The organism is Alteromonas sp. OM2203 (assembly GCF_048517045.1).
GTDB lineage: Bacteria > Pseudomonadota > Gammaproteobacteria > Enterobacterales > Alteromonadaceae > Alteromonas > Alteromonas gracilis.
This window is the reverse complement of record NZ_CP183209.1, coordinates 574,897-587,215: the sequence shown is the minus strand read 5'-3', so window position 1 is coordinate 587,215 and position 12,319 is coordinate 574,897. Positions and strand designations below refer to the sequence as shown.

Annotated in this window: 12 protein-coding genes; 10 read left to right on the top strand and 2 right to left on the bottom strand. The window is 44.6% G+C overall.

Annotated features, from left to right (window positions below; genetic code table 11):
• The first annotated feature begins 181 nt into the window (after nucleotides 1–181).
• The 10 genes from ACM0P2_RS02670 (at nucleotide 182) to rpoS (ending at nucleotide 9,861) form a co-directional block, all read left to right on the top strand.
• The gene (locus ACM0P2_RS02670) at nucleotides 182–1,804 is read left to right on the top strand and encodes a methyl-accepting chemotaxis protein (RefSeq protein WP_159119614.1); all 1,623 of its coding nucleotides are present in this window, start codon (nucleotides 182–184) and stop codon (nucleotides 1,802–1,804) included.
• Nucleotides 1,805–2,226: 422 nt separating this feature from the next.
• Nucleotides 2,227–3,942 carry a TIGR03545 family protein gene (locus ACM0P2_RS02665; protein ID WP_419227261.1) on the top strand — a complete coding sequence of 572 codons (1,716 nt, stop codon included), beginning with the start codon at nucleotides 2,227–2,229 and terminating at the stop codon, nucleotides 3,940–3,942.
• A gap of 98 nt (nucleotides 3,943–4,040) precedes the next feature.
• Nucleotides 4,041–4,331, top strand: a complete 291-nt coding sequence (gene ftsB, locus ACM0P2_RS02660) for a cell division protein FtsB (RefSeq protein ID WP_105930820.1) — start codon at nucleotides 4,041–4,043, stop codon at nucleotides 4,329–4,331.
• A 5-nt stretch (nucleotides 4,332–4,336) separates the two neighbouring features.
• Nucleotides 4,337–5,083, top strand: coding sequence for a 2-C-methyl-D-erythritol 4-phosphate cytidylyltransferase (gene ispD, locus ACM0P2_RS02655; protein WP_419227260.1), 747 nt, complete (start codon nucleotides 4,337–4,339; stop codon nucleotides 5,081–5,083).
• Entirely contained in the window at nucleotides 5,083–5,556 is a 474-nt protein-coding gene (gene ispF, locus ACM0P2_RS02650) for a 2-C-methyl-D-erythritol 2,4-cyclodiphosphate synthase (protein WP_105930821.1), read from the top strand. The genes ispD and ispF overlap by 1 nt, the downstream gene beginning before the upstream one ends.
• Nucleotides 5,553–6,638: a tRNA pseudouridine(13) synthase TruD gene (gene truD, locus ACM0P2_RS02645; protein WP_159119617.1), complete on the top strand. Its 1,086-nt coding sequence runs from the start codon at nucleotides 5,553–5,555 to the stop codon at nucleotides 6,636–6,638. The genes ispF and truD overlap by 4 nt, the downstream gene beginning before the upstream one ends.
• A gap of 77 nt (nucleotides 6,639–6,715) precedes the next feature.
• The gene (locus tag ACM0P2_RS02640; protein WP_159119618.1) at nucleotides 6,716–7,351 is read left to right on the top strand and encodes a protein-L-isoaspartate(D-aspartate) O-methyltransferase; all 636 of its coding nucleotides are present in this window, start codon (nucleotides 6,716–6,718) and stop codon (nucleotides 7,349–7,351) included.
• Complete coding sequence (locus tag ACM0P2_RS02635; RefSeq protein ID WP_390609089.1) at nucleotides 7,348–7,926, top strand: YqaA family protein; 579 nt, start codon at nucleotides 7,348–7,350, stop codon at nucleotides 7,924–7,926. Before ACM0P2_RS02640 ends, ACM0P2_RS02635 begins: the two co-directional genes overlap by 4 nt.
• Nucleotide 7,927: 1 nt before the next feature.
• Nucleotides 7,928–8,797: a peptidoglycan DD-metalloendopeptidase family protein gene (locus ACM0P2_RS02630; protein ID WP_419227685.1), complete on the top strand. Its 870-nt coding sequence runs from the start codon at nucleotides 7,928–7,930 to the stop codon at nucleotides 8,795–8,797.
• A gap of 71 nt (nucleotides 8,798–8,868) precedes the next feature.
• Complete coding sequence (gene rpoS, locus ACM0P2_RS02625; protein ID WP_419227259.1) at nucleotides 8,869–9,861, top strand: RNA polymerase sigma factor RpoS; 993 nt, start codon at nucleotides 8,869–8,871, stop codon at nucleotides 9,859–9,861.
• Nucleotides 9,862–10,081: 220 nt separating this feature from the next.
• Here rpoS and folA read toward each other — a convergent pair whose 3' ends face one another.
• On the bottom strand, nucleotides 10,082–10,570 hold the full coding sequence (folA, locus tag ACM0P2_RS02620) for a type 3 dihydrofolate reductase (protein ID WP_419227683.1): 489 nt from the start codon (nucleotides 10,568–10,570) through the stop codon (nucleotides 10,082–10,084).
• Nucleotides 10,571–10,897: 327 nt separating this feature from the next.
• Nucleotides 10,898–12,076, bottom strand: a complete 1,179-nt coding sequence (gene cgtA, locus ACM0P2_RS02615) for an Obg family GTPase CgtA (protein WP_419227258.1) — start codon at nucleotides 12,074–12,076, stop codon at nucleotides 10,898–10,900.
• Nucleotides 12,077–12,319 lie beyond the last annotated feature (243 nt).

Here is a 12,319-nt window from a genome sequence, read left to right as displayed (position 1 = left end):
GACATTTAATAACATGTCGCAGACACATTTTTTTATCGTTTTTCTTACTGCTTCACGAAGCCTTTAAATTGTAAAAAACATATGATTTTAGACACGTATTTTTAAGCTGTTAGAAAAAAGCATTTAATAAAAAAACGTCTACACTTAGGTAAAACTAGAATTAATAGTTAGGTTTTGCCTTATGTGGTTAAGAAAATTTAGTTTGATACAGCGCCTAGGTATCATCGCAGCGCTCATCACGCTGTTATTTGTTTTACTTACAGCGCTGGTTTTAAACAGGCACTACGAAGCTCTAAAACAAAAGTCATATGATGAAAATCAGCACCTCGTCGAAGTCGTTCACACTATGCTCGCCAGCTTTGCTGAGCAAGAGGGTGTAGCTGAAGACACGGCTAAAAGTCAGGCACTCGCCGCCGTCAAAGCCCTCAGATACGACGGCAGCAACTACTTTTGGATCCAAGATCAAACCCCCTCCATGGTTATGCATCCAATCAAGCCAGCGCTCGACGGGCAGGATCTACGCACTTTCAAAGACGGCAACGGAAAGCCATTTTTTGTTGAAATGGCACAAAGGGTAAAGGCGCAAGGCGACGGTTTCGTTGATTACGTATGGCCACTCCCAGGTGAAGAAGTCCCAACAGATAAAATCTCTTACGTGAAAGAATTTAAACCGTGGGGTTGGACGGTAGGTTCAGGGATTTATCTGACAAATCTTGAAAAAGAATACGCCCATTTGCGTAACGTCATTATTGTATTCTGTGTGGTGAGTATTATTTTAGTGGTTCTGCTTATTTTTGTTATTGGCGGCAGTATTGTAAAACCGGTTCAAGAAGTTACAGAACGGATGAAGGATATCTCGCAAGGTGAAGGTGACCTAACCCGTTCTCTGCCAGAATCAGGGCAAGACGAAATTACGCGATTAGCACGCTACTTTAATGAATATACTGAAAAAATGCGTCAATCCTTATTGGGTATTCGTGAAAACATTAATTCGCTCACTCAGCAGGCAGAGTTAGTAGAGTCGTCCAGTCAAAACAGTAACGCGCAGGCCCAAACACAGAACGAAAATATGCTTCAAGTTGCTGCGGCAATGGAAGAGATGACAACGCAGATAAATGACGTGAGTAGCAATGCCGATTCAGCCGAGAAGAGTACTAGCAGCGCAAGAACAAATGTGCAACAGGGTGCAGCGGTAGTAGATAGCACTGTAGAAGACATTCGCTCATTAACCTCTGATATTGAAAGTGTTAGCCGTGTGGTAACTGAGCTGGCTGCACAAACAGAAAGTATTGGGGCGGTGCTTGATGTAATTCGGGGTATAGCTGAACAAACCAACCTACTGGCTTTAAATGCTGCTATAGAAGCGGCCCGGGCTGGTGAACAAGGTAGAGGTTTTGCTGTCGTCGCCGATGAAGTTCGTACACTAGCCAGTCGCACAGGTCAAAGTACCGATGAAATACAGGCTATGATTGAAAAATTACAAAGCAACGCGAAAAGCGCAGTAGACGCTGTGAAAGTCAGTCAAACAGCCTCTACCAAAACCGTTGATAATGCCATTCAAGCAAATATAAACTTGCAAGAAGCCGACCGCTTAATGACAGAGATTGCTGATATGAGTAGCGAGATAGCAAGAGCCACTGAGCAACAGGCAGAGGCCGCTACCGAGGCCAACATGCGTATTAACGCGCTATCGGGTGCTGCTGATATTAGCCTGCGCACTGCAGACGAATTAGCGGCCGCCAGTCAGGCATTACGCAGCAGTTGTTTATCGATCATGGATATTGCAAACCGCTTTAAATTATAAATCGTGTGATATTAGCGTTCGCTATGGAAGAACGCTTGACCGATGCAGAGTAGATATATTTTTAATAATAAAAGTCTAAAAAGTGGCTGGCCTTTACTTTCGATAAGTAAAGGCTGCCTCACACACCGCTTCCTATGTTAAATAGGCTACCTCAGCGCCAAGTTGTAGGGCAACTTCAAGCATTTCAAATTTGAAAAACGATATGTCGTAATCAAGCTCTACAGTGTTGACTGCAAAATAACCGCTCAATTAAACATTCTGTATGCTCGCTACGTATGGAAGATTGCTGCTGTCTGCATTACACTGATTGGAACCAATGTTAGCGGTCTTTCGCACGCTTTCTGACGATTTCAAGAGCAAGCGCAAAAAATGAAGTGCAAAAGCAAAAGTTGCCAAGTGCTTTAATATCAAGGAGTTGAAATATGAGTAGTGGTTCAAAGGGTAAGCCTATTTTACTGTGGGTTGTTGGTTTTTTTGTGTTGTTGTTCCTTGTGTACTTTTTGTTTGCCAACATCATTATTAAGTCGATTCTTGAGTCGAAATTGGGCGAGTCCTATGGCGCTGAAGTTAATATCGATGAATTCGACCACTCCCTTTTTCCCACAACGGTTACACTTAAGGGTATTGCGTTAACTAACCCTACCAAGCCTTCTCACAATCAAGTGTTCGTAGGCGAGGCTAATGCCGATGTAGAATTAAAGCCTCTGCTTGATGATCAAGTTATCGTAAACAATCTCAACCTGCTAGAGGTACAATTCGATACCGAGCGTCCTTCACAAGGCGAGGTTTATCGAGTCCCACAGCGCTCATTGTCGTTTAACGAAATTAAAGCAAAAGCGAAAGAGGCTGTCCCCACGGTAGATGAGCTACTTGCTAGAAATCCATTAAAAACAACAGCGGCGATTGAAAACGCCAAAGCTGCTTACGCTACTTATGGTGAAGGCCTTAAAGCTGACTACGAATCACTTCCTGATAAAAAACGCATTGAATACTATAAAACTCAGGTTGCACAACTGAAAGAGACCAACTACAAAGACCCGCAAGCATTGGTACAAGCCAAGTCGGCATTCGACAAGTTGAAAGAAGAAATGCAGGCCGATCGCGCGCTTATAAGTGACTTTACTGAAAAAGCGAGCGACGCCAAGAAAGCATTAAGCGAGAGTGTTGAGGCACTTAAAAAAGCCCCGCAAGAAGATTACGCCCTGCTTCAAGGTGTTATAGCTGGCGATCAAGCTGCCCTTTCGCAGGTTACCTATTTCGTATTTGGTGACAAAGCCGCCGAATACACAGAATACTTGATGTCTGCAATGCAAATTGTGATGCCGCTTATTCAAGGGGAAGAAAAAAGCGAAGCACCAACCGAAGTGCCCTCAATTCTTGTAAAAGAAGCGAACGTGTCAGTGCTATGGCAAAACGAATCTATTACCAGTAAGTGGAATAACATTACTAACGTTCACGAAGTCTTTGGCACCCCTACTACTTTTACTATTGAGGCAGCGGGTGACTTATTAAAATCATTTACCTCTAGCGGTGAATTCTGGATTGACGGCAACGGTGTTGATGCCAGCCAAGTGTGGCAATTAGCCGGTGTAAATATGTCTGACATTCCATTCAGCGGCAATGAAACGCTAAATGCTGTGCTGAAGTCTGCCTTGATGAAAACCAATGGCTCGATGAAAGTAACTGATAACATGCTTACTGGTACAGGCGAAGTTGACCTTGAGCAGCTTGTTATGGAAGCAACAGGTACAAGCGACGTTACCAGCGCTATCGCGCAAGCGCTTCAAACTCTCACGAGTTTAAATATGACCATGTTGCTTGATGGCACCCTTTCAGACCCCGACTTTAATATAAAGTCTGACCTTGACAACAAGTTGGCTAAGGCGGCGCTTTCACAACTAACCGGCAGCCAAAAAGATAAGCTCGATGAACTTAACAACAAACTCAACAGCATGATTAGCAGCGAGCAATCGCTTTTATCTGGTGAACTCGTTGATGTAAACAGTATGCTGAGCGCAGCCCAAGGCGACAGCGCCGCGCTTCAAGAGCTTCTTCAAGCGCAGCTTAGCAATGTTGTAGATCAGCAAAAAAACAAATTACTGGATAAATTAAAAGGGAAATTGGGGCAAGGTGAGTAAAGCACCTTTGACTCAACGCCGCTTCGCGGCATAATAAGACACAGCAGAGGCATCGCGCCTCTGTTTTTTTCCGCTCAACCATATAGTCAGGTGAATCTGTGTTACAAGGTAAATGGCTTCCTATTGTATTGTTAGTACTGTTAGGTTTACTGCAATACAGACTGTGGTTTGGAAAAAACAGTATTCCCGATTATTTCAACCGAAAACAAGAAGTTCAATCGCAAGCGCTTCAAAACGCGAACCTTGCGCAACGCAATGCCTTACTCAAAGCCGATATCAATGATTTAAAGATAGGGTTAGAGGCTATTGAAGAAAGGGCGCGAAACGAACTAGGGCTGATTAAAAAGGGAGAAACCTTTTACCGTATTTTGCCCGCAGATTCTAAGTGAAAAAAATGACATCTCCCCGCGTTGTTGCGGTCATCCCCGCAGCAGGAGTTGGCAGCCGAATGCAAGCTGACCGCCCCAAACAGTATCTCACGTTAAATGGCAAAACGATCCTTGAACACACGATTGACGCATTATTGGCGCATCCGCAGATTGACGACGTTGTAGTTGCAATAAGTCCAGGCGACGCCTACTTCGATAGTTATAAATTACGCGATAAGCCTATTCGCGTTGTTGAGGGCGGAAAAGAACGTGCAGATAGTGTGCTTAACGGCATCATGATGCTAAGTGAGAACGACTGGGCTTTGGTACACGATGCCGCAAGACCCTGTGTGGAAGATACCGACATTACTTCTCTTATCGCATTAATGGACAGCAAAGACGTTGCTGGCGGTATTTTAGCTACACCAGTTAGAGACACCATGAAACGTGTTGCCTCTTCAGGCAATGTGATTTCTCATACTGAAGATAGGGATGGCTTGTGGCATGCTCTCACACCGCAGTTTTTTCCTGCAAAATGGCTAAAGGCTGCTCTTTTAGATGGATTAGCGCGCGGCGCTAATATTACTGACGAAGCATCAGCGATGGAGCTTGCGGGTTACAAGGTGGCATTGGTAAACGCGAGCCCGGCGAATATCAAAATTACGCACCCGGCAGATCTCCCTTTGGCAGAATTTTATCTTAAGCAAAAATTTAGCGCACACAGCTTTACAGAAAAAAGTGATAGCGCGAGAAATCAAAAGGCACAATCATAATGCGAATTGGACACGGTTTTGATGTACACAAATTTGGTGGCGATGGCCCCATCACAATTGGTGGAGTGAGCATTGATTATGAACAGGGACTCGTTGCGCACTCTGATGGTGACGTACTTCTACATGCGCTTTGCGACGCCATGTTAGGTGCCGCAGCACTAGGAGATATTGGCAAGCACTTCCCGGATACTGACGAAGCATACGCTGGTGCAGATAGTCGCGTTCTGCTCCGTCATGTCGTTAATGTAGTCAGTGAAAAGGGCTACAGACTCAGCAATGCAGATATGACAATTGTCGCCCAAGCGCCTAAAATGGCGCCACATATAAGCCATATGCGTGAAATTATCGCAAAGGACTGTAACGTAAACCTTGACGATATCAATGTTAAAGCCACCACTACTGAGAAGCTAGGCTACACTGGGCGCAAAGAAGGCATAGCCGCCCATGCTGTAGTACTACTGGAAAAACTATGAAGCCGCTACACACTGACCACTGGCAGTATTATTACGCAAAACCTGTATCAACGGGCATTTTCAAATTTCAAGCTGACGACTTTCAAGTTGTAGAAGACCTTGGCTATATGCCGTGCGGTGAAGGCGAACATCAATTCGTATTTGTTGAAAAAACGAATACCAATACCGCTTTTGTTGCTGAGCAACTGGCTCGCTTCGTAAATCTTCCTTTGCGCCAAATAACCTACGCTGGTCGCAAAGACAAATATGCGGTTACTCAGCAGTGGTTCGGTATTCACGCACCGGGCAAACCGGATTTTGACTTTAGCAACTTTGAGTTAGAAGGCGTTAAAGTACTAAAACAAATACGCCACAATAAAAAACTACGTACAGGTCAATTAAAAGGTAACCACTTTACCATTACGTTACGTCAGGTGCTGCATCCTGAAGCGATTGAGGAGCGCCTGCGAGAAATTGAAAAGCACGGCGTCCCCAATTACTATGGTGAACAGCGTTTCGGCGTTATGCGTTTAAATGATATGGGTGAGGTTCAACGAGGTGGTAATCTTGTCATGGCCGAACGCATGGTAAATGGCGAAACCATCAGGCACCGCAATAAACGCTCTATGGCACTTTCTGCGCTGCGTAGTTGGTTATTCAACGAGATGTTGTCTGCCCGTTTAGAACAAGGTCTGTTTGACAGCGTGCTCCAAGGTGATGCTTTAGTTCTTAGCGGTTCAAATAGCTTTTTTATAAATAATGGGCCGACAGGCTCGCAAGAGCAACAAGACGCGCAGGCTCGTTTTGACGCGAAAGACGTGTGCCCCTCTGCACCGCTTTGGGGTAAAGGTGCGCTCGTTAGTCAAACAGACGCATTAACCCTTGAGCACTCGGTAGCTGAACAAAATAGTGAAGTTATCGACTTTTTGAGCCAATGCGGCGTTGAGCAAGAACGTCGAGCAATAAAAATTTGGCCTTCACAGCTTGAATGGCAGAGTAAGGGTGATACATTTACTATCTCCTTTGCGCTTCCTAGCGGCTGTTTTGCAACGTCAGTCCTTAGGGAATGTGTGGAAACCTTATCCCCCATTAATAGGGTTTAGATAACGAGTAAGCGTGGCGCGCAACCATTCATATCTCGCGTAGCTGTTAATAAGAATAAAGGAAAGTACGCAACATCATGAGAGCTTCTAGAAAAGGAGACGCGTTAGCACAACTGCTTTATAACGAGGGAATACGTTCGCAGGCAGTGCTAAACGCCATTGCTGGCACGCCGCGGGAGAGCTTTCTTCCCGATGCGCTTAAACACAAGGCCTATCAAAATACCGCGTTACCGATAGGCCAAGGACAAACTATTTCGCAGCCTTATATTGTTGCGAAAATGACCGAGCTACTGCTTGATAGCCCCAACAAACCTGAAAAAGTGCTAGAAATAGGTACGGGGTCGGGATATCAAACGGCTATCCTTGCGCAGCTTTTTGCTAAAGTGTTTAGCGTTGAACGTATAAAGTCTCTTCAGTTTCATGCGAAACGTCGAATGAATCAACTCGACCTTCACAATATTGCAATGAAACATGGCGATGGTTGGAAGGGTTGGGAATCGAAAGGGCCTTATGATGCCATTATTGTAACTGCAGCAGCAGCTAGTCTTCCGCAAGATTTGTGTGATCAGCTAAAAGAAGGTGGGCGATTAATTATACCCGTAGGTAACGAACAGCAATCGTTACTGTGTATTGACAGGATTGAGGGTGAACTAAAAACATCGACCATAGAATCGGTTCGATTTGTTCCTCTTATAGCAGGAGAGCTAATGTGAAGCTTTTTGAGCCATGTTATGACATGGCGTTACGCTGGGCGCGACATCGTCACGCAACCAAGTTTTTAGGTGGGTTAAGCTTCTCGGAATCCGTATTTTTTCCTATTCCACCGGATGTAATGCTTGCCCCAATGGCGCTTTCTCAGCCAAATAAGGCTTGGCAATTTGCCTTTATTACTACCATTGCATCTATCTTGGGTGGCATTGCTGGTTATTGGCTAGGCTATTTCGCGTTTGACGCATGGCTTTCGCCGCTAATTGAGAACTGGGGTTACACGCACAAAATCGATACCGCCATGCAGTGGTTTAAAGATTATGGCGTTTGGGTCGTCTTTCTTGCCGGCTTCTCCCCTATTCCTTATAAAATTTTTACAGTAAGTGCAGGCTTTTTGCAAATGGCGTTCTTGCCCTTTGTCATTGCTTCAGCCGTGGGGCGAGGAGCCCGTTTTTTCCTTGTTGCAGCGCTGATGCGATGGGGTGGCGCTGCCATGGAACAAAAGCTACGACAATATGTTGAGGTGCTTGGCTGGATTGTCGTTGCGCTTGCCATCACCGCTTATCTACTACTGCGATGACATGCACAGGCAACTGCTATATTTAGGGTTGGCATTATTCGTTAGCACATGGGTAGCTGGCTGTGCAGGGCGCACAGCACCTGCCCCTGTGGTTCTTTTAAATAGTCAAGTTCCCGATGGCAGCGAAGAGTACATCAAACCCACCTATAAAGTTAAACGGGGAGACACCCTATTTGCCGTTGCTTGGTACACGGGTAATGACTACCGCGACATTGCAAAATACAACGACTTATCAGCCCCTTACACTATTTTCCCGGGCCAAACATTAAGGTTATCGCCCAGACTAGATACCGCTAGATCGCCCTCGCCAACCGCACACAAGACCAATCAGTCAACACCTCCGACCACAAGAAAAGTAGACAAAAGTTTGGTTGACCGCCCTGCTCCACAGGCGTATGTTGAAAGTGAAAAAAATGTTAAACCACAAAACGTTAAGACTGTCAAGAAGCCGACAGGTGGTGTCAAAAAACAAGCACCAGCAGGTTTTCCAGACAAAGTCAAAAGGTGGGTATGGCCCGCAAAAGGTAAACTTGTCGGTACCTTTAGTAAGTCGGAGTCAGGTAACAAAGGAATTGATATTGCTGGTGCTAAAGGAAGTAAGGTATTAGCGGCAGCAGATGGAAAAGTTGTTTACTCAGGAAGTGCACTTCGCGGCTACGGTAATCTGGTAATAATAAAACATACAGATACCTTCTTAAGTGCTTACGCTTATAACGACACTATTTTAGTAAAAGAACGAGAATGGGTGTCTGCGGGGCAGCAAATTGCAACGATGGGTAACAGCGGAACAGATTCGGTAAAACTTCATTTTGAAGTTAGGTATAGAGGGAAATCATTAGACCCTATGAAATACCTGCCAACATTAAAATAATAAAAATAAATAATAACAATAAAGACAAAGGAGATACGTCATAAGGTAAACCTTGTAGCAGGAGATTCACCATGGGTAAGTCAAACAAAGCCTTGGAATCAAAACCTCAAGATGACTTAGAAGTCATCGATATGCCAGCTGATGTAAAAGCTGACGAAACCTTAATAAACGACGCTGACCTAGAAAATGATGAAGCCATTTTTAGTCAGGATGACCAACCTAAAAACCTAGATGCCACACAGCTTTATCTGGGCGAGATTGGTTTTTCACCATTGCTAACCGCAGAAGAAGAAGTTTATTTTGCGCGCCGCTCACTGAAAGGCTGTGAAGCCTCTCGTAAACGAATGATTGTAAGTAATCTTCGCCTTGTTGTTAAGATTGCTCGCCGTTATAACAACCGTGGATTAGCACTTCTCGATTTAATCGAAGAAGGTAACTTAGGGCTAATTCGTGCTGTAGAAAAGTTCGATCCTGAACGTGGATTCCGCTTTTCAACATATGCCACATGGTGGATTCGCCAAACCATCGAACGCGCAATCATGAATCAAACACGTACTATTCGTTTGCCTATTCATGTAGTGAAGGAACTAAACGTTTATTTACGTGCATCCCGTGAACTCTCTCAAAAGCTTGATCATGAGCCAACTGCAGAAGAAATTGCAGCAGCCCTTGATAAACCCGTTGAAGACGTTACGAAGATGCTTCGTTTGAATGAACGTATCACATCGGTCGACACGCCAATTGGCGGAGAAAACGACAAAGCGCTACTAGATATCATTGCTGATGAAAAAGAGTTCAGCCCTGAAGAAAGCTTACAAGACTCTGATATTAAAAGTAATATTGTGAATTGGCTTGAAGAGCTAAACCCTAAACAACGAGAAGTATTAGCTCGACGTTTTGGCCTGATGGGATACGAGCCCTCAACATTAGAAGATGTAGGTGCGGAAATTGGCCTAACACGCGAGCGTGTGCGTCAAATTCAAGTGGAAGCACTTCGTCGTCTTCGCGACATGCTGGGTCACCAAGGCCTTTCATTAGAGAACTTGTTCGACCAAATGAATTAGCAACTGCGCACTACATAAAATGCCAGTGTTGTAAGGTTTGTGAGAGTCCTACGACACTGGCATTTTTTCATCAAACGTGAACAAACTTGCCTAACGCACACCAATACGTATTTCACTCTACGTCACTACTATTGCGCGAAACGTCAATCTATTGCTTTGACCTGTGTGTGGGCTAACGCCCCTGATTATATAAAAGCGCGACGCTCTTATATCTTCTCGTTTAAGCTCTTGTTAGCGTTACGAATGTGTAGTCATGTGGGTTTTTTTCATCAGCGCTATGGTGTTCTTTTGATAGTTCATTCCAATTTGCTGATGCTTCGTAGTCTGGAAACTGAGTATCTCCCGCAACCTCAAGCTCAATATGAGTTAAATACAAGGTGTCGGCTTTATCTAAGAAAGCCTGGTAGATGGTGCCACCACCAATGACCATTATTTCTTCAACGCCATTGCTGAGTGCTTTGGCTACCTCGAAGGCTGACTCGGGTGAATCAACAACGGTTGCGTCGGATAGGCTATAGTCTTTGTTGCTCGTGATAACAATATTTGGCCTGCCGGGCAGTGCTTTACCAATAGACTCATAAGTTTTGCGCCCCATGATCACCGCTTTACCAAGCGTGATGGCTTTAAAGTGTTTTAAATCAGCCGGTAAATGCCACGGCATATCATTATCTGCACCAATAATTCTGTTTTGAGCCATTGCAGCAATCATTGCTATTTTCATTTTTCTACCTTCACGCTAAGTTCAAGTTAAAGCGTTGGCAGTATAATACCAATCCGTATAGATAAGTACCCACTCAGCGAGATTTAAAATGTTCGCAATCGCGGCGTGTTACCGTAGGTATAGTGGTTCTACATCGAGGTGACGCAGCAAAGAGAATTTCCCATATATATAAAAAAAGCCCGCATTTGCAAGAGCAAATATGCGAGCTTTATCGGTGTTGCATTTTTTGAATTAAATGCAATGCCTGTACCTAGCGAATGTAAGTGCAGTTTGAAAACGATTCCTTAACGATGTTTCGTTTTCAGCGACTGTATCTTAGCGACGATACTCTACTTCAACATCGTAGTCGTCTTCATCCCAGTCGTCGTCATCGAGATCGTCACCTAAGCCATCTTCAAACTCGTCATGAGCCTCAAGCGTATTCTTGTGGTATGTATCCCACTTAAATTCTACTTCTTTCTTCTCTTCTTCTACTTCCATCTCAACAGGAAGCGTTTCGATGAAGTTCATCACGTCGTTACAAAGCGGATCGAGGTTTATTTTTTGAAACGCGGAGATCTGATAGACCGGACCTTTCCACTCTAGCGCGTCTATAACGTGCTGACAGCGCTCTTCTGCTTCTTCTTCTAGTAGCAAATCTACCTTGTTAAATACCAACCAGCGCGGCTTTTCAGCCAGTTTAGGGCTGTATTTCAGTAGCTCTTCGATAATAGCTTTTGCATTTTCCGCAGGATCTGTTTCGTCAACAGGGAAAATATCGACAATGTGAAGCAATATACGACAGCGCTCAAGGTGCTTCAAAAAGCGAATACCTAACCCAGCACCGTCTGCCGCACCTTCAATAAGCCCAGGGATGTCGGCTATCACGAAGCTGCGCTGTGAATCTTGACGAACCACGCCTAGGTTAGGCACTAGCGTAGTAAACGGATAGTCAGCCACTTTCGGCTTAGCTGCCGATACAGAGCGGATGAAGGTTGATTTACCCGCGTTAGGCATACCAAGTAAACCTACATCTGCTAGAAGCATTAGTTCTAGCTTAAGGTTGCGAATTTCACCCGGCGTACCGTTAGTCTTTTGACGTGGAGCACGGTTAGTACTGCTTTTGAAACGAGCATTACCTAAACCATGAAAACCGCCTTGCGCCACTTTAAGCTTTTGACCATGACGAGTTAAGTCGCCTAATACCTCGCCAGTGTCACTGTCAGTAGCACGCGTACCTACAGGCACCATAACGGTAAGGTCTTTACCTTTTTTACCAATACAGTTTCCACCTTGGCCGTTTTGCCCGCGCTCTGCACGGTGAAAACGCTCGAAGCGATAATCGATCAATGTATTTAGGTTTTCATCGGCTTGTAAGAATACACTGCCGCCGTCACCACCGTCGCCACCATCCGGGCCACCTTTAGGTACGTATTTTTCCCTTCTAAAGCCAATTGTACCGTTGCCGCCGTCACCGGCTTCAACGCGAATTTCAGCTTCATCTACAAATTTCATTTATCACTCCGGGCTTTAATGCCGTGGGTTATTAACTTAATAATGCGAACACTAAGTTTACACCAAAATGCTCAATGACGCTTTCGTGTATGCTCAGTATTCTTAAAATCGAAAACTAAAACCTTGTATAGCGTGAATTCATCATTGAATTTAAACGCTATTAAATAAGAACAGAAAAAGAAAGAAAGGTTTCACAAAACAAAAAACCCCGCAAGCGCGGGGTTTTTCTAAGCCTGTTCGGCG

Bases quoted from the DNA above. Each gene is read 5' to 3' on its own strand.
- ispF (WP_105930821.1), top strand. From the start codon at position 5,083: ATGCGAATTGGACACGGTTTTGATGTACACAAATTTGGTGGCGATGGC.
- cgtA (WP_419227258.1), bottom strand. From the start codon at position 12,076: ATGAAATTTGTAGATGAAGCTGAAATTCGCGTTGAAGCCGGTGACGGC.
- ACM0P2_RS02665 (WP_419227261.1), top strand. From the start codon at position 2,227: ATGAGTAGTGGTTCAAAGGGTAAGCCTATTTTACTGTGGGTTGTTGGT.
- ACM0P2_RS02630 (WP_419227685.1), top strand. From the start codon at position 7,928: ATGCACAGGCAACTGCTATATTTAGGGTTGGCATTATTCGTTAGCACA.
- ACM0P2_RS02670 (WP_159119614.1), top strand. From the start codon at position 182: ATGTGGTTAAGAAAATTTAGTTTGATACAGCGCCTAGGTATCATCGCA.
- ACM0P2_RS02640 (WP_159119618.1), top strand. From the start codon at position 6,716: ATGAGAGCTTCTAGAAAAGGAGACGCGTTAGCACAACTGCTTTATAAC.
- ispD (WP_419227260.1), top strand. From the start codon at position 4,337: ATGACATCTCCCCGCGTTGTTGCGGTCATCCCCGCAGCAGGAGTTGGC.
- folA (WP_419227683.1), bottom strand. From the start codon at position 10,570: ATGATTGCTGCAATGGCTCAAAACAGAATTATTGGTGCAGATAATGAT.
- rpoS (WP_419227259.1), top strand. From the start codon at position 8,869: ATGGGTAAGTCAAACAAAGCCTTGGAATCAAAACCTCAAGATGACTTA.
- truD (WP_159119617.1), top strand. From the start codon at position 5,553: ATGAAGCCGCTACACACTGACCACTGGCAGTATTATTACGCAAAACCT.